This window comes from Leuconostoc mesenteroides subsp. mesenteroides ATCC 8293 (genome assembly GCF_000014445.1).
Lineage (GTDB): Bacteria > Bacillota > Bacilli > Lactobacillales > Lactobacillaceae > Leuconostoc > Leuconostoc mesenteroides.
Window position 1 is genome coordinate 1,762,862 of the sequence record NC_008531.1, and the last position, 17,465, is coordinate 1,780,326.

Here is a 17,465-nt window from a genome sequence, read left to right on the forward strand (position 1 = left end):
CTATGTGACGACTCGATGACATTTGCATTGATTGTCTGTTTCTAAACTTTAGTTATATTTATACCACATCAAGATGCAAATCGTTCTTCTTGGTTTTACCAAGCTTTTTCAAGACATAGTAGAATACTAGTCCTGCAACAGTTGGTACAACAGCTCCGAAGACGATCATTAGGACAAAACCACGTGGATCTGATGTTGCCAAAGCAATTGGGGCGATGAAACCATTCAAGCCCAACCCAGCGATTGCATAAGGGACCTTGAAGTTGAAGATTCCAACGGCAAATATGGCTGAGACACCTGCAATTAATGCTGGTCCAAATAACAATAAGGGACTTTTTAATAGATTAGGGAATTGCACTTTGGGCGTAACGATGATTTGCGCCAGGTTAGCACCCAAATCGTTTTGCTTCCAACCCATTGCTGTGTACATTACAAATCCTGCCGTTGTACCAACTAATGCGGCACCACCTGATAAGGGATCTAACATAACCGCAATGGCCAAGGCGGCTGATGAAGCCGGTGTCATCAAGAATAGGAACCACACAACAGCAACCACGAATGCCCCTAAGAATGGATTAATCTTCATCGTCGAAGCTAATTCTTCAGATACCCAGTTTAAGAATGGTGTCGTGACAGACGCTGTTGCTAAGCCAAAGAAAGTTCCCGCTAATACGGCACCCAATGGTACTAACATCATATCTAATGGTGTTTTACCTGTTAACCAGTTACCAACAAGTACGGCCAATAGCGCTGCAAGAACAGCGGAAACTGGTTGACCAGATGTCATCACTAGGGAACCTGCAGCTTGATCAGCAACCCAGCCAGTAGCAGTATGTGTTGCTGGTGAAACAGCTGATGTAAAGTAAACAGCGTTTGATCCAACTGTTGCAGCGATTAATGCAGCACCTGTTGTCAGGATATTTGCACGCATCATCATAGCAATACCGACGCCTAGAGCTGGTGCCAACATTTTTTGGCCCATCAACCCAGCCTGGATTAGCGGTGTGTAATGAAAGATATTTCCTATTGATGCCATTAAGAGTCCCATACCAAGGACAGCTAAAATAGCGTTTGAAATTCCTTGTGAAACATCAAAGACAACTTCACTTACTTTACGTGGTTGTTCTTTCATATCACTTACTGTTTTGGCCTCTTCTTTGGCCGGTGTTGTAGACAATGGTGCATCCATGGTCTTATCCTCCTGTATTATCAACAATAATTGCTCTCCCCATAATTATTTGTACAATTATGGTAAAACTATAAGAAAAAAGGAAGCGCTAGATAAACTAGCGCTTCCTAAAGTATGTCGAAAAAATTCAACAACTCCACGCCAGCCTTTCTTCAAGGCTGGCATCAAAAAGTAGACCAACCTCGAAGTCAAATAATAATGACGACGTTGATCTTAATGACTTGTGTGAAGTTAGTTGAACTTAAACTTTTCATAAGAGTTTTTTCCTTTTAGTTAATAAAATTATTATGACATGACAAATGTAAAATGTCAATAGTCTAATTAAATTAATTTAAAACACATTTATAGAAAATGTTTTATTTTTATAAACGTAAACCATTTCCTCTAATTTTAGATATAATAGGTAATACAATTACTTAGGGGGAAGTTACATGAATCTACTAGAAACTATTCAGAAAAGAATACCTTATCGTTATGGTGTTTTGTTAGCGATTATTCTTCTGATTTTTGCTTTAAAACAGTTTATGTCTTTACTGTTATTAACAATTATATTTTCTTACCTAGCTATGAGTGTTGCTAAGCCATTAGCTCATTTTTTGAAAATATCTCGGGTTCTATCAATTGCGTTAGTTTACATTATTTTTATCAGTGTCGTGTCATTAGCCATCCAACACGGTGCTGCTACGCTAATTGAGCAAATCAAGAGTATGATTACTTTAGCCATGAATTGGAATTGGCAAGACAATGCACTGTTGCAAGATGTATACAAAAACGTTAATCAATATACTTCTATGTTTAATAGTAAAGATTTAATTTCTGAGAGTTTATCACAATTAAATCATATTGGACACGTGATTTATCAATTAGTGTTAGCTTTACTATTTAGTTTTATATTTAGTATGACTTATCCAAAATTACGTTTATGGAGCATGAATTTTTTACATAGTCCATTCAAAAAATTTTTTGGTGAGTTTTATATTATCGTCCACCGTTTTATTATTATTTTAGGTAAATTGTTTGAGATCCAACTCATCATTTGTACCATCAATACAGCACTGATGTTCTTAGTGCTATTGTCATTGCATTTCCCCTATTTATTAGGATTTACTATTTTAATTTTCGTGTTGGGATTGATTCCTGTATTTGGGGTCGTTATTTCATTGGTACCTTTGACTATCACTGCTTTTATTATTGGTGATTGGGATACCGTGATCATCATTGTAGTTGCTGTTGCTTTAATACATCTGTTCGAGTCTTACTTCCTACATCCTCACCTAATGTCTCAGAAAACACACATGCCAATTTTAATTATCTTATTAAACTTAATTATCATGGAACATTTTTTTGGTGTCTGGGGGCTAATTATTGGATTGCCCATTTTGACTTTCTTACTTGATTTTTTCCAAATACAAAAATTCAATCATTAAAAAAAGATGAACCTTGCGGTTCATCTTTTTTATTCTACTCATTACTAGATATCTCAGAAAAGACTAGGTTACGCGCATCTTCCAGATTTTGCAATGCTTCAAGGGTTTGCTTTTCATTACGTGTTTTCAAACCGCAATCTGGATTGACCCAGAACTGATTATGATCAATAACTTTCAAGCCACGGCGGATATTGTCCGCAATTTCTGCAACTGAAGGAATACGAGGTGAATGAATGTCATAAACACCTAACCCAATTTGCTTATCATAATGTGCATCTTCAAAAGCTGAAATAATTTCACCATGTGAACGCGAAGTTTCAATGGAAATCACATCAGCGTCTAATCCAGAAATAGTGCTGATAATATCCTCAAAATCTGAATAGCACATGTGTGTGTGAATCTGCGTCTCATCACGCACACCGGTTGTGGTGATTTTAAATGAATAAATTGCTTCGTCCAAATAATCTTGCCAATTACGTTGTTTCAATGGTAGCCCTTCACGCAAAGCTGGTTCATCTACTTGAATAATCTTAATACCAGCCTTTTCCAAATTAATAACTTCTTGACGCAAAGATAAGGCAATCTGATTCTGAACTGTAGCCCGTGGGATATCATCACGCACAAATGACCAATTAATGATTGTTAATGGCGCAGTTAACATACCCTTCACGGGTTTATTAGTTTGTGCTTGTGCAAAAGCTGACTCCTTCACAGTAATGGGCTCAACATAATCAACATCTCCAAAAATAACTGGTGGGCGAACACCACGTGAGCCATAAGATTGAACCCAACCATTTTGTGTGGCAAAGAAACCAGCTAATTTTTGTCCAAAGTATTCCACCATATCAGTACGCTCAAATTCGCCATGGACTAGAACATCTAGATCAATATCTTCTTGTAGCTGTATCCAACGCTTGGTTTCTGATTCAATGAAATCATTGTATTGTTCATCAGACAGTTCACCCTTACGCCAGGCTGCACGCTTAGCTCGTACATCGGCTGATTGCGGGAATGATCCAATTGTAGTTGTTGGCAACAATGGCAGGTGCAAACTAACTTGTTGCTTCTTAGAACGTTCTGCATACTTTGAATCGCGCTCGAACCGTTCTTGTGATAAATGTTGTATGGCTTCTTGCACTACTTTGTTATTCCGAGCTTGTGAACTATTCAATGCCTCCAGAGCAGCGGCATTCTGTTCAAATATTGCCGTCACGTCATCGCCATTCAACTTTTTAGTTAAAGCAACTAACTCTTGCACTTTCTCGTCAGCAAATGCTAACCCACCAAACAGTTCAGGACTTGCCTTAGTTTCATACTTTTTAGTAATGGGTACATGAAGCAACGTATTGGAAGGCTGTAACCATAGTTTTGGTGCTAGCGTACGTAGTTCTTCAGCAAAATTAGCTTTTTCTTGCAGATTAGCCGTCCAAACGTTGTGCCCATCAATTATTCCTGCTGCCAATATTTTGTCTTCTGGAAATCCAAACTTGCGAATATTATCGAAATTTTCACCGTGACCATGAACGAAATCTAATCCGATTGCTTGTACGGGTAATTTAGTGACTGCCTGATAAGGATCAATTGAATCAAAATACGTTTGCAATTCAATGTTTAATTGCGGTGCCACCTCATTCAAATACTCAGTAGCACGTCGATATGGTTCCACGTCAGCTTCATCCGCTACTTTGACTAGCGTGGGTTCGTCTAGTTGGATCCATGTCACACCAGCTGCTTGTAGTTCCTTAAATACTTGTCCATAGAGTGGTAAAATTTGTTCTAATAATTGATTAATGTCAGATGAAGCAGATACATATTCGCCTCTCAACTTACCAAGCTTGATCAATGTCACAGGACCAACAATGACAGGCTTACCATTGATATCTAATTCATCTTTAGCTTCCTGCCAATACTTTAGCCAGCGATTTTCTAACAAACGTGGGGTTGTATTATCAAATTCAGGAACCGTGTAGTGATAATTGATATTAAACCACTTTGTCATATCTGCAGCCACGTTGTCTTTGTTCCCACGAGCCACTGCAAAATATTCATCTAACGTTAAGGGACGATCATAACTACCAAACCGAGTGGGAATTAAGTTAAAAGCAGCTATCGTATCTAATACATGGTCGTAGTTTGAATTGTCCGCGACAGGAACAATATCCAAACCAAATTCAATTTGTTTTTTTAAATTAATTAAACGTAGTTTTTTAGCAGTTTCATTAAACTGCGCTTCATCTATTTTACCTTGCCAATAAGATTCAAGTAGTTTTTTCCACTCACGGTGTTCGCCTAGTCGTGGATAACCTAAGTTTGATGATTTTACTGTATTTGTCATGTTTTTCTCCTCGTTTTAAATAAGCTGGTAATTGACAAATAACTTCATTTAAACCTATCAACAGAACCACTACCGGTAAGAAAAACAGCCGTTAGAATTTTATTAGCATGCAAGTAATAGACTTTTCGACATGTTACTTTCATGAGCTTCTTCTTTCGTTTATTGCATCAAAGCGTTAATATTTTTGATTGAATGTGCCTATTAATTTCTGGCAACATTATCTTCAAAACATTTGGTTGATTCATCGCATACAAATGAATACCGTCAACCCCATGATCTAACAAATCATGGATTTGCTCCAATGCATATTCAATTCCAGCCTGTTGCAAGGCTTCTGGTTGATCTTCATATTTATGAACAATCTTTGCCAAGCGTGCCGGTAAAGATGAACCAATCATATAAGTGATACGTTCGACTTGCGCACGACTAATGATAGGTAAAATACCAGCAGAAACTGGTACCTTAATATAATTTTCCTTCAGTGCCTCTTGCATGTTATAGAAAACGCCATTATCGAAAAATAGCTGAGAAATTAGAAATTCTGTACCACTAATTACTTTTTCTTTAACCCCAGTTACACTAATTCCTGTCGTTGGATTATCAACATGTCCTTCTGGATAAATTGCTGCACCAATATCAAACCGTCCGTCTTTTTTTATCTCTTTAATTAGATCTTTTGCAAACGGATAATATTCATTCACATAATCTTTTGTCGGTGTGTCACCGCGAAGTGCAAATATGTTTTCAACGCCCGCTACGCTTATCTTTTCAAGATTTCCCTTTAAACTACTCGGTGTTTGGTTAATACCAGTGAGGTTGTGTAAAGCTGTTATACCGCAATTCCTTTCGATATATTCCGCAATCTCTTTGGTCCTTTTATGATTACTACCGCCGCCTGCACCGTATGTCACACTAATATAATCAACGCCAGTTTCTTTTGGATTTACTTCTTGTAACGTTTTATACAAAGCGTGTAGTCCATCTTCTGTTTTTGGCGGAAATATTTCAAAAGACAGCACTGGAGCTGACTTCTTTTTATAAATGTCCGTAATTCTAGTCATAGATATCCTCTCAATTTTTACTACCAAATCAGTGAAAATTGAGTTAATATAACCGCATCAACGGCCCCACTGCCATTTAAATAAACTGCCGTCGTCATTTTATCAGTGTGTAAATAATAAATTGTTTGATTATTTACGCGCACAATCTTCTCTCCTTGCTAATTAAACTCACCTTAGCAAACTCTCTACTCTTAAAACATAAAAAATCCCGCAATCCGAAAAAATTCAGATTGCGGGACGATTCCTCGTGTTACCACCCGTTATTCGTATGCTTTGTTGCACACCTTAACTTCAGTCTTCCAATACAGGATTAGAAAATCAAAACAGCTATAACGGGCTTTCCCGGCCATAGTTTACGTCGCTTTGATTTCAAAAATCTTACCACGCTCACTAAAGCGAAACTCCAAGACCATCTTCATGATATGACATTACCTGTTTTCACCAAACACAGGCTCTCTATAAATGCATTAATCACTACTTATCTTTTCTTCGTATAAAACTATTCAATCTTTGCCACAAATGAATCAAACAATTCTTGAGCATCTGGATTGTCCATCAGTAACATTTCTGGATGCCACTGTACTGCATAAATACGTCGTGAGTCATCAGAAAATGCCTCTACAACGTTATCTGAACTCGTGGCGTCCAGCTTCAACCCATCTGCCAATCTTTTCACTGCTTGATGATGAAAAGAATTAACAAGTGATTTTTCATCAAAAATATCACTCAGCCAACTTTGACGTTGCAATACTATATGGTGTGTTGGTACATACCATTTTGTCGGATATTGATTATGCTTTACTGACAAGCCGTCATACTGACTACCTAAATCTTGGTACAAAGTGCCACCCAGTGCAACATTAATAATTTGCAATCCACGACAAATACCTAGAATTGGTTTTTCTTGTTTAAGCGCTTCGATTACCAGCGCCACTTCAAAAGCATCACGTCGATCATCGGTTTCATGTAAATTAATATGTGGATCTTCACCAAAATACACTGGTGAAACATCTTGACCGCCTGCTAATAACAAAGCATCAACTGAATCGATGTATGCCTTAGCCAACTTTGTATCACCAATTGGAAACACGATAGGTAGCGCATTCGCACCGCTAATACCATCAATATAATTTTTTTGGATATAATCGACATAATTGGTGCCAAAATGAGCATTCGCATGAACAAGATTATTACTTGGTATACCTACTTTTTTCATCTTTGCACTCACTTTGCATACTTATAGTTCTGATAACCAATCAAAGGATAATCTAAGTTTTTAACCGATGAGCGTAATAAATGAACATTGGATACTTGATACAATGGCGTAACACCATTTAAATCATTATTCAACTTGGCTGCTTGTTGTTCCAACTTATAACGGGCGTCATTGGCCTCATGTTGCTCAGAAACCTTGTTGATAATCTTCTCATATTCCGAATTAGTCCAATTTGTAAAATTAATTGCCCCCTTCGAATAAGCTATATCCAAGAAATCAATGGGATCATTATAATCTGTTGACCATGTTAAAGTTCCAGCCTGAAAATCATGACTCTCAAAGGCGGAAATTTCAGCATTTAATGGCAATTGCTTTAGGTTAATTGTAACATCAGGCAACGTTGCTTCAATACTCTGTTTCAAGTAAACACCTAATGCCTTATAAGCATCGGTATCAGCTGTATTAAGCGTAATTGTAATTTTTTGTTGATTTAATTCTGATTGCGCTTGTTTCAAATACTTTTGAGCCAATGCCTTGTTATAAGGTAGTGACAAGTTCGCATTGAAATCTTTACCGTCTACTTTTACTTCACCACTTGGCACAATTGATTTGGCAGGTGTTGAACCATCAGCCAACGCTGATTTTGTTAACTCCTTGCGGTTTATTGCTAAACTCAAAGCTTGCTTGAGATTTGTATTGCTGACTGTCTTATCATCAGCATTCCAAACAATAAACGCCACACGTCCCTTTTGTGTTGATTTAATATCAGTAGCATGGCTCTTCTTCAAATCCGTTAAAATACCACCAGATATTTCTGCTTCGTCGACCTTCTTTGCTAGATATTGTTTAGAAGCTAGCGTTGCATCAGTGACTTGAGTAGCCTTAATGGTATCATAATGAACATTTTTAGCGTCAGCATAATACTTATTTTTGACAAATTCCCAAGTCGTCGATGATTGATTCCATTTTTTTATCGTATAAGCACCATTTGAGACAGTCGTCTTAGCTGTTTGGCCATACTTGCTACCATACTCTTTTAGTTTATCTGAATTAATTGGATACAGTTGGTTAGCCAATATAAAATTAAAATAAGGGACTGGATGAGATAGTTCGATTTTCACCGTGTATTTGTCTGGTGCACTAATACCAAGCTTATTAACGTTTTCTTTATTATTATATACAGCATCATAACCAGCAATATCTTTAAAATGGTTAGCACGAGTAGATTTTGTAACTGGATTTACTTGACGTTTAACTGAATTAACAAAATCAGATGCCGTTACTTGTGAGCCATCAGACCACTTTTGGTTCTTCTTGAGCTTAATTGTATAAACCTTATTACCTTGGGTTGGTTGAACTATTTTTTGAGCGACCCCCGGAATAATTTTGCCATTAGCAGATGTTGTATAAAGCCCCTCAAGTGTTTGCACTTCTGCCCAATTCGCACCAACTTGATCAGCTAGATTTGGATCCAATGTTGAGATGTTGTTTTGAACAGCAACTCTTAACGTATGACCTTTCGCTGATTTTGACGGACGTGTTGCAGCATAAATGCCAGCAACTGCGATAACAGCTACTGCACCAATGACTATTTTTTTATTCATATTCTCTCGCTCCCAAATACATTAATAGTGTCATTTTAACATGCCTATGACTTAATAAAAGCAATAATCACTATCAAATGCTGTTAAATCTCTCCCATAGTAGTAAACACTACTTATTTAACATATGATAACGCTTCATCTAAAGCGTTAATTAAATCATCTACATTTTCAATACCAATTGAAATACGTATCAAATCCGGTGTAATACCTGCTGCTTGCAGCTGCTCATCATTTAACTGGGCGTGTGTTGTTGATTTTGGATGAATAATCAAAGACTTAGCATCCCCAACATTAGCCAATAACGAGAAGATATCTAAGTTATTTATCAATTTTTCTGCACCAGCTTCGCCAGCTTTTAAGCCAAATGTGAAAATCGATCCAACACCGTTCTTAAAGTATTTGTCAGCGAGTGGCTTGTATGGAGAATCATCTAATTCTGGATAACTGACCCAAGCCACTTTGTCATTATTATTCAAGTAAGAAACAATTTTACGTGTGTTTTCTACATGGCGCTCAACACGCAAGGATAGTGTCTCTAATCCTTGCAGCAGATAAAACGCTGATTGTGGTGATAATGTTGCCCCTGTATCACGTAAATGTTCTGCACGGATTTTAGTTACAAATGCGCCACCTTTTAGATCAGACCAAACAATACCGTTGTACGATGGTGTTGGCGTGGTGAAATCAGGATAGCGTCCTGAGGCCTCGTAATCGAAATCTCCTTTTTCAATCACTACCCCACCCAATGTTGTACCATGTCCACCAATAAACTTAGTGGCTGAATGAACAACTACATCAATGCCGTATTCCAGCGGACGAGTCAAAAATGGTGTCGCAAAAGTAGAATCCACAATAGAAATAATACCATGTTTTTTCGCAATTGCTGCAACGGCTTCAAAATCAATAATATTTATTTTTGGATTTCCTAAGCTTTCGAAGAAAATAACTTTTGTATTATCTTGAATGGCCTTTTCAAAATTTTCAGGATCATCTGGGTCAACAAATGTTGTATCAATAGATAATTTCTTCAATGTTTCTGAAAACAACTCGACCGTGCCACCATATAGCGTTGATGCGGCAACAATATGATCGCCAGCTCCAGCAACATTCAATATTGCAGCGGTAATTGCCGCTGCACCAGAAGCTAACGATATAGCCGCTGTACCACCTTCGAGCGCTGCAACTCTTGCTTCAAAAGCTGAATTTGTTGGATTGGTTAACCGCCCATAAATATTGCCAGCATCTGTTAAAGCAAATCGCCCAGCAGCTTGTTTAGCATCCTTAAAGACAAAAGAAGTTGTCTGATAAATTGGTACAGCACGCGCACCTGTCGCTGAATCTGGCTCTTCTTGGCCAGCATGAAGTTGTAGTGTTTCAAATGCGTATTTTTTTTCTGGATTAGTCATAGAATATTTTCCTCATGTAAGTTATTTTTATGCAACATTTAATAAAATTATTACTGATACCACATTCGTGTTTGCACTAAACCACAACCAAGAAGTGTACTTAATGCTCGTGTTGTCTCAAAAAATCGATTAGGCGTTGTTGCTTGCATTTTTCTACTCCTTACAAATATCACATCATATATGATGTATTCATCTATCCCCAAACTTCATCGAGGATTTCTTTAACAAGTGCTAACTTAGCCCATTGTTGTTCTTCTGTTAAAATATTACCTTCTTCAGTAGAAGCAAATCCGCATTGTGTTGACAACCATAAACGATCCAATGGCAAATATTTTTCCGCTTCATGGATTCGCTTAATAATGTCTTCCTTCTTTTCTAACTCACCCGTTTTAGTTGTAATCAAGCCGAGAACAACTTTTTTATCCCCTGATACTTTAGCCAAAGGTTCAAAGCCACCTGCTCGTTCTGAATCATATTCTAGGAAGTAACTTGATACATTTTCTTGACCAAATAATTCATCAGCAACCGCATCATAACCACCAGAAGCTGCCCAATCTGAATGATAGTTTCCGCGACAAATATGTGTGTTAATGGTTAAATCTTCTGGTAAGTTAGCAATTGCACCATTGTTCAAGTCCAAATACAGCGCCTTTAGTTGTTTAACATCAAAGCCGGATCCAGCCATTTTTTCCCAGAAATCAGCATCTACTAACATGCCCCATGTACAGTCATCTAATTGAACTGTTTTAGCACCTGCTTCATACAATGCAATAATCTCTTCATGGTAAACACGCTTAATATCTGCAAAAAATTCTTCATCAGAATCATAGAAGTTCGATACAACATCAGCATTTGTACCACGAACTAGTTCTGCATAAAATTGAGATGGCGCCGGAATTGTAATTTTGGCTTCTACGCCCACTTCATCAGCAAGTGCTTTGAGAAACTTAAAATGCTTAATAAATGGGTGTACATTGGCGTCAAAGCTCAATTTACCATTTAAACGTGCTGAATCATCACGTGTTTCCTCATGAGCGAAGAAGTAGCCTTCGCCGTAGCTTAATCTTTCAACGCCACCAAATCCCCAGAAATTATCCAGATGCCAATATGAACGACGGAATTCGCCATCTGTTACTACTGCTATTCCAGCAGCCACTTGTTGATCAACCAAATGTGCAATCGTTGAATTTTCAACACCTTCAAGTTCTTCTTGTGTCAATTTACCAGCTTCAAAATCTTGCCGTGCTTGTTTTAATTCAGCTGGTCGTAGAAATGAACCAACATGCTGAAATCCTAGTGCCTTTAGTGTCTGTGTTGTCATAATTTTTCCCCTTGTACTTTTTGAATTTTAGTAGTGGTTACAAAACAACAAAAAAGTCCCGCAGTCTAATTAATTTAGACTGCGGGACGACTCGTCGTGTTACCACCCGGTGTTTATGTGTCGACAAAAAGCCTACACACCTCAATATCAATCATCTTTATCATGCTTCGAGAACATCTGTACATGATATTGAGAATTGATGTCGCTATATCGGGCTCTCCCGGCCATTGCTTGCGTCGTTTCAACAAATGAATCAGCGTGCGTTCGCAATAACAGTAACTCCAAGACCATTTTCATGTGTTCGCGTTGTCTACTTTCACCAAATGTAAACTCTCTTTTTAACGCTACAACACTACTTATCTTTTCTTTGTTAAAATAATCATACTATATTATAATAATTTGTCAATACTTTTTTCATTAAACGTTAAACAATTTTACGTTCAAACGCATCACTGGAAATACCTTGTGCCAAGATGATTTTTGCCCATTCCTTAGCTGAATGTAGACTATGATCTTTATAGTTACCACAACTTTCGATTTCTGCTGCGGGCACTTCGGTTACTTCATCACTAACAATTTTTTCCAATACTTTTTTGAAAACTTTAGCTAATGTTTCCGAATCGTAATTTACCCATGAGATAACATGAAATCCAGTACGGCATCCAAATGGTGACATATCAATAATGCCATCAATTTCATCACGAACAAGGCCTGCAAATAAATGTTCTAGTGTATGCAATCCACCCGTTTCAATCGATGTTTCATTAGGTTGTGTTAACCGCAAATCATAATTAGTAATGCTGCCGCCATTAGGACCAGCTTGTGTTTCAATCACACGCACATACGGTGCCTTAACCTTTGTATGATCCAAAGTAAAACTTTCAACAACTGTTTCTGACATTATTTTTCTCCTTCAAGATAAGATAATGGCTTAATGACTTTCGTCTTTGTGCCATACTACTTCTTAGTGACATGCTGTTGGAACGTTTTTGCGCGGTACAACGTTGCCAACATTTTATCTGTCTTATGATCTTTATTGTTAGCCGCGGTTACTATTATATTAACATTTTACAGGTGTGATTGTTAACACATGTGTTCATTCTCAAGCAAGTTGCTCATCAGCAATATGTTTGATCAACGCTAATTTTTTCCATTGATCAGGAATCGTTAAGATATTTCCCTCTTCCGTTGAAGAAAATCCACATTGTGTTGATAGAGCCAAGTTAGACTTAGGCACATAGTTTGCTGCCTCGTCAATTCTGGCAACGACTTCATCAACATCTTCCAAATCTGCTGACTTAGAAGTTAACAATCCTAATACAATTTCAACATTTTGACGATTATTGTATATTTCTTTCAAAGGCTCAAATCCACCCGAACGATCATTATCATATTCTAAGAAAAAGGCATCGTAGTTTAGTTGACCTAGATACTTTGCAATTGGCTCATAACCGCCTTCAAACAAATAAGTCGACTTAAAGTTACCACGACAAATGTGTGTTGCTAATTTCAAGTCCTCTGGTAAGCCAGCCAATGCCTTATTAATTACATAAACATCATCGGCTGCTGTTTTTTCAAACTTTGCACGCTCCTCGGGATTGTCAGCATGACCGTTCAACTGCGCTATCAAGTATGCCCAAGTTGTATCATCAATTTGTACATAACGCGCGCCTAGATCATAGAACTTCTGCAGTGTATCATGATAAGCTTGAGCTAAATCGTCTAAAAAGTCTGACCATGAATCATAATATTTTGACCATAAATCAGAACGGTGATCGCGATTAATAATCAAACTTGGTGATGGAATTGTTTGTTTTGGCTCCACCCCTTCAGGCGTCACTGACTTCAAATATTCAAAATCCTTAAAGAATGGGTGGTCTAAATTAGCATGAATTTTCCCATTTAAACGAACATTAGTTGATCGCGTTTTTTGACCGTGAAATTTGTACGAGTCATTTTGATCATAAAATTCAAATCCACCTAGTTGACCTAAAAAGTCTAAATGCCACCATGAACGATTGAATTCCCCATCAGTGACAGCTGATAGACCAACCTTGACTTGTTCATCAACTAGATTTTTAATTTCATCATGTTGAACTTTTAGTAAATCATCGTGCGAAATTTCGCCTTGTGCGTATTGCTCACGCGCTTTTTTCAGGTTTTCTGGACGTAAGTAAGATCCCACTTGATCAAAATGATAATTTAATTTTTTTGTTTCTGTAGTTGTCATGTTTTTCTCCTTAAACACCGGTATTTTAATACCTACACGTAATCTATCAAGCTAAATTAAGGCTAATGCACTATCCAAATCTGCAATCAAATCATCTGCATCCTCTAATCCAACCGAGAAGCGTAGCAAACCAGGTGTAATACCGCATTTGGCCAACTCATCCACGTTTAACTCTGCGTGGCTCATTTTTGGCGGGTAACTAATAATTGTTTCCACTGCTCCTAAACTAACCGAAAATACTGGGATATGTAAGGACTCCACTACTTTCTTAGCATTTTCTTGACTGCCTACATCAAAGCTCAACACCGCCCCACCATTTTTAGCTTGTGAAGCATGAATTTCATAGCCTTTATGTGTTTTTAACCCTGGGTATAAGACATTTGATACTTTTTCATGAGCCTCTAAATGCTCAGCTATTTTATGCGCTGATTCACTTGAATGCGTCATACGAACACCTAGTGTCTTTATGCCACGCAACAACAGCCACGTATCAAAAACGCTAAGCGTTGCCCCGACCGCATTTTGAATAAAATAAACTTGGTCTGCTAATTTTTTATCATTAACTACGACAGCACCAGCAAGAATATCAGAATGTCCTGCCAAAAACTTTGTTGCCGAATGAACCACAATGTCAACACCTAGATCCAAAGGCTTCTGCAAGAATGGTGATAAAAATGTGTTATCAGCAATTGTAAACAACTGATGTTTCTTTGCGATACCAACTACCGCTCGAATATCAGTAATGTTCAAAACTGGGTTTGAGGGTGTTTCAATATACAATGCTTTGGTCTCTGGTTTGATAGCCTGCTCGATTGCTGCCAAATCGCTAAAGTCAACAAAGTCGTGTGTGATACCCCATCGTGGCAAAACATCTTCTAAAACTCGAAATGTGCCGCCATAAACATGTTTACTAACAACAATATGATCCCCAGCTGATAAGGTAAACAGCACACTACTAATTGCTGCCATTCCAGTACTAAAAAGGTACCCGTACTTTCCATGTTCAAGCTGCGCTAATGCTTTTTCACCCGCGTCACGAGTGGGATTTCCAGAGCGAGCGTAGTCATATTCTCCAAATTCATCAAAAGATTTTTGACTAAAGGTTGAACTTAGTTGAATCGGTGTATTAATTGCACCTGACAGTGGATCATTTGTTGTTGCTGCATCAATAATATTTGTCCAATCACTCATCGCTTTGCTCCTTCAACTGCTTGCCTTAAATCTGCCAATAGGTCCTCTTTATCTTCTAATCCGGCACTCACACGCACCAATTGATTGGTAATACCCAAGTGATCACGCTGCTCTTGACTCATATCGTGATGTGTTTGCACCGCAGGAATCGTAATTAGCGTTTCTGGACCACCCAAGCTTTCCGCAAAAGACCCGATTTGTAATCCTTTCAAAAAAGCATCTACATCATAATCGTTTGACAAATAAAAACTCAACATTCCACCAACACCAGCATATAAGACTTTATCTATACCGGGAATACACGGTAATTTTTTGGCTAAATATTGACCATTTTCATTGTGGCGTTGCATCCGAAGATGCAACGTTTTCAAGCTACGTAACAATAACCAAGAGCTAAACGAATCTAAAACCTGTCCGCGTGTCGTCAGTGATATTTCTAATTTTTCAGCTAAATCATCACTATTAACAATTACTGCTCCAGCCAAAATATCATTATGTCCACCAAGATACTTTGTGGCGGAATGAACGACAATATCCGCGCCAAGTGTCAATGGCTGTTGAAAAATAGGTGTTAAGAAAGTGTTATCAACAGCAATTAAAATATCAGGATTGATGCCTTTTACTTTTGCACTTAACTTCTGAATATCGATTACTTTCATCGTTGGATTAGATGGTGTTTCCAACCAAACAAGTCGCGTGGTTTCGTTAATTAAGGTCGAAATGTCATCCACCCCATTCCAAACATCATAGCTCACGCCACTCTGTTCAACAATGGCATCGAAATAGCGATATGTGCCGCCATATAGATCATCCGAGGTAACAAAATGGTCACCATTTTTAATCAATGACGCAAACAAAAGATCAATCGCTGCCATACCAGAGCTGGTAGCAAATGCCTGCACGCCCTGTTCCAAATCCGCTAACTGCTCTTCCAATATTTGACGTGTGGGTGTTTGTAAACGTGCATAGTCAAAGCCAGATGATTCACCCAAATTGGGATGTCGATAGGCCGTTGAAAAATATAATGGACTAACTACTGCCCCTGTTTTAATGTCATCACTGCCGTTACCGCCCTGTGCTAATAATGTATCAATTTTAATGCTCATAAGTATTTACATTGCGAGGTCCCTAGACCCAGCTTGTTCCTCTCTTGATTTAATGTTGGTATTGTTGATCTTGATGAAGTCATCTTTTCCATCAACAGTTCCCCCCAATTTACAAAAAATTTTTCAGCATAAGTCTGCCATGTATTGGTTGGTTTATTATTATAAAAATAGTTCTTAGGCTTAATTGTGTTTGGGTCAATTGCTATATCACGAAGATATTCGTTCTCTAAAGTCTCAGTGTCGTATTCGAAATGTCCAGTAATGTAGGTTGAGTTTACATGTTCATCCCTCAAAATAAATGCGCCCAAAATATCGTCACCAGCAACTTTCAAGCGTCTAGCCACACCAAAATTTGGTACCGTAAAGTAACGAGATTGTGGCATACTAATGTTTTCCAAATCTTTTAATAATGAATGACGTTTAAAAATTTGGCTAGCTTGAAAGACGCCCGAAATTTTTTCTGACAAGGCTTTAACAGGAAAGTTTCTCTCTGCATAGCCAGCGCCATACGCTGCCCAACATGCAAATAGACTTTCAGTTACATGTGTTTTTCGCCATTCTAGTAAATGACGAAATTCATCCCAATAGTCGATTTGTTCAAATTTCATGCGATCCACTGGCGCACCTGTAACAATCATGCCATCGAATTTTTTGTGCCAAATATCGTTGAGTGTGACATAGTTAGTCATAATTGCATCCGTGTCGTGGCGAATTTTATGCTCACTTGGTACTGCAAATGTTACTCGCACATTGATAGGTAAATGACTCAACAATCTTGTGAACTGCTTTTCAGTCTGTAATCGATTGGGCATTAAGTTGACCAAGAGTATATTGATAGTCGGTTCTAATACTTCAAAACGACCGATTACAAAGCTTTCACGCTTCAACAAACCGTTATTTAATATAACACTCATACGTTCCCTCCAAATTCTTAAAAAATAAAAAACGTCCCGTAGTATCTAAAGATACTACGGGACGTTAATTGACGTGTTACCACCCGGTATTTATGTAAACATTGCAAGTTTACACCTCCAAACGTACGCCAAAAAATTTCGTCGAGAACATCTGTGAAAGCTTTGGTTTATACGTTGTCCAGTAACGGGGACGCCCGATTTCAACTTACCGCGTAACACATATGAGTGTTCGCTTGCTCGTATCCGTAAAAAACTCCAAGACCATTTTCCAACTAATTATCTTACCCGCTTTCACCAAACACGAGCTCTCTAACTAAGATTCAAAGATGTACTTATCTTTTCAACGTTTATATTGATTATTACTATAACTTTTAATTTGATATATGTCAATAGTTTTTAATATTTCTCATGGTATTTTTTTATATCTTCTTTCATCTCGGTTTTATATTCAGCATTAGAAACTAC

General features: G+C 37.8%; 14 protein-coding genes and 2 other annotated features. Of the genes, 1 reads left to right on the forward strand and 13 read right to left on the reverse strand.

Annotated elements, in window-relative coordinates:
* Window positions 1–58: 58 nt before the first annotated feature.
* Entirely contained in the window at window positions 59–1,189 is a 1,131-nt protein-coding gene (locus LEUM_RS08735) for a PTS sugar transporter subunit IIC (protein WP_011680387.1), read from the reverse strand.
* Window positions 1,190–1,620: 431 nt separating this feature from the next.
* Here LEUM_RS08735 and LEUM_RS08740 point away from each other — a divergent pair, with 431 nt between their 5' ends.
* On the forward strand, window positions 1,621–2,616 hold the full coding sequence (locus LEUM_RS08740) for an AI-2E family transporter (protein WP_011680388.1): 996 nt from the start codon (window positions 1,621–1,623) through the stop codon (window positions 2,614–2,616).
* A gap of 34 nt (window positions 2,617–2,650) precedes the next feature.
* Here LEUM_RS08740 and metE read toward each other — a convergent pair whose 3' ends face one another.
* The 12 genes from metE to LEUM_RS08795 form a co-directional block, all read right to left on the reverse strand.
* The gene (metE, locus tag LEUM_RS08745) at window positions 2,651–4,951 is read right to left on the reverse strand and encodes a 5-methyltetrahydropteroyltriglutamate--homocysteine S-methyltransferase (RefSeq protein WP_011680389.1); all 2,301 of its coding nucleotides are present in this window, start codon (window positions 4,949–4,951) and stop codon (window positions 2,651–2,653) included.
* A 167-nt stretch (window positions 4,952–5,118) separates the two neighbouring features.
* Window positions 5,119–6,012, reverse strand: coding sequence for a methylenetetrahydrofolate reductase (locus tag LEUM_RS08750; RefSeq protein WP_002815819.1), 894 nt, complete (start codon window positions 6,010–6,012; stop codon window positions 5,119–5,121).
* A gap of 20 nt (window positions 6,013–6,032) precedes the next feature.
* Window positions 6,033–6,155 (reverse strand): hypothetical protein, encoded by a 123-nt coding sequence (locus LEUM_RS10925; RefSeq protein WP_002815820.1) that lies wholly within the window; start codon window positions 6,153–6,155, stop codon window positions 6,033–6,035.
* An 87-nt stretch (window positions 6,156–6,242) separates the two neighbouring features.
* Window positions 6,243–6,511: a binding site (T-box leader), on the reverse strand.
* Window positions 6,512–7,228: a gamma-glutamyl-gamma-aminobutyrate hydrolase family protein gene (locus tag LEUM_RS08755; RefSeq protein WP_011680390.1), complete on the reverse strand. Its 717-nt coding sequence runs from the start codon at window positions 7,226–7,228 to the stop codon at window positions 6,512–6,514.
* Window positions 7,229–7,236: 8 nt separating this feature from the next.
* Complete coding sequence (locus LEUM_RS08760) at window positions 7,237–8,832, reverse strand: peptide ABC transporter substrate-binding protein (protein WP_011680391.1); 1,596 nt, start codon at window positions 8,830–8,832, stop codon at window positions 7,237–7,239.
* A gap of 113 nt (window positions 8,833–8,945) precedes the next feature.
* On the reverse strand, window positions 8,946–10,238 hold the full coding sequence (locus LEUM_RS08765; RefSeq protein ID WP_011680392.1) for an O-acetylhomoserine aminocarboxypropyltransferase/cysteine synthase family protein: 1,293 nt from the start codon (window positions 10,236–10,238) through the stop codon (window positions 8,946–8,948).
* 193 nt (window positions 10,239–10,431) lie between these two features.
* Complete coding sequence (locus LEUM_RS08770; RefSeq protein ID WP_011680394.1) at window positions 10,432–11,559, reverse strand: 5-methyltetrahydropteroyltriglutamate--homocysteine S-methyltransferase; 1,128 nt, start codon at window positions 11,557–11,559, stop codon at window positions 10,432–10,434.
* A gap of 424 nt (window positions 11,560–11,983) precedes the next feature.
* Window positions 11,984–12,460, reverse strand: a complete 477-nt coding sequence (locus LEUM_RS08775; RefSeq protein WP_002815828.1) for an S-ribosylhomocysteine lyase — start codon at window positions 12,458–12,460, stop codon at window positions 11,984–11,986.
* A 201-nt stretch (window positions 12,461–12,661) separates the two neighbouring features.
* Complete coding sequence (locus LEUM_RS08780) at window positions 12,662–13,789, reverse strand: vitamin B12 independent methionine synthase (protein WP_011680395.1); 1,128 nt, start codon at window positions 13,787–13,789, stop codon at window positions 12,662–12,664.
* Between the two features lie 51 nt (window positions 13,790–13,840).
* Window positions 13,841–14,980 (reverse strand): trans-sulfuration enzyme family protein, encoded by a 1,140-nt coding sequence (locus LEUM_RS08785; protein ID WP_011680396.1) that lies wholly within the window; start codon window positions 14,978–14,980, stop codon window positions 13,841–13,843.
* Window positions 14,977–16,086, reverse strand: coding sequence for a trans-sulfuration enzyme family protein (locus tag LEUM_RS08790; protein ID WP_011680397.1), 1,110 nt, complete (start codon window positions 16,084–16,086; stop codon window positions 14,977–14,979). Before LEUM_RS08790 ends, LEUM_RS08785 begins: the two co-directional genes overlap by 4 nt.
* Complete coding sequence (locus LEUM_RS08795) at window positions 16,083–17,000, reverse strand: homoserine O-succinyltransferase (protein WP_010284094.1); 918 nt, start codon at window positions 16,998–17,000, stop codon at window positions 16,083–16,085. The genes LEUM_RS08790 and LEUM_RS08795 overlap by 4 nt, the downstream gene beginning before the upstream one ends.
* A gap of 54 nt (window positions 17,001–17,054) precedes the next feature.
* Window positions 17,055–17,353, reverse strand: a binding site (T-box leader).
* Window positions 17,354–17,465 lie beyond the last annotated feature (112 nt).

Coding starts and splice junctions, on each gene's coding strand:
- LEUM_RS08785 (WP_011680396.1), bottom strand. CDS start 14,980: ATGAGTGATTGGACAAATATTATTGATGCAGCAACAACAAATGATCCA.
- LEUM_RS08775 (WP_002815828.1), bottom strand. CDS start 12,460: ATGTCAGAAACAGTTGTTGAAAGTTTTACTTTGGATCATACAAAGGTT.
- metE (WP_011680389.1), bottom strand. CDS start 4,951: ATGACAAATACAGTAAAATCATCAAACTTAGGTTATCCACGACTAGGC.
- LEUM_RS08770 (WP_011680394.1), bottom strand. CDS start 11,559: ATGACAACACAGACACTAAAGGCACTAGGATTTCAGCATGTTGGTTCA.
- LEUM_RS08790 (WP_011680397.1), bottom strand. CDS start 16,086: ATGAGCATTAAAATTGATACATTATTAGCACAGGGCGGTAACGGCAGT.
- LEUM_RS08755 (WP_011680390.1), bottom strand. CDS start 7,228: ATGAAAAAAGTAGGTATACCAAGTAATAATCTTGTTCATGCGAATGCT.
- LEUM_RS08765 (WP_011680392.1), bottom strand. CDS start 10,238: ATGACTAATCCAGAAAAAAAATACGCATTTGAAACACTACAACTTCAT.
- LEUM_RS08795 (WP_010284094.1), bottom strand. CDS start 17,000: ATGAGTGTTATATTAAATAACGGTTTGTTGAAGCGTGAAAGCTTTGTA.
- LEUM_RS08750 (WP_002815819.1), bottom strand. CDS start 6,012: ATGACTAGAATTACGGACATTTATAAAAAGAAGTCAGCTCCAGTGCTG.
- LEUM_RS08760 (WP_011680391.1), bottom strand. CDS start 8,832: ATGAATAAAAAAATAGTCATTGGTGCAGTAGCTGTTATCGCAGTTGCT.
- LEUM_RS08735 (WP_011680387.1), bottom strand. CDS start 1,189: ATGGATGCACCATTGTCTACAACACCGGCCAAAGAAGAGGCCAAAACA.
- LEUM_RS08780 (WP_011680395.1), bottom strand. CDS start 13,789: ATGACAACTACAGAAACAAAAAAATTAAATTATCATTTTGATCAAGTG.
- LEUM_RS08740 (WP_011680388.1), top strand. CDS start 1,621: ATGAATCTACTAGAAACTATTCAGAAAAGAATACCTTATCGTTATGGT.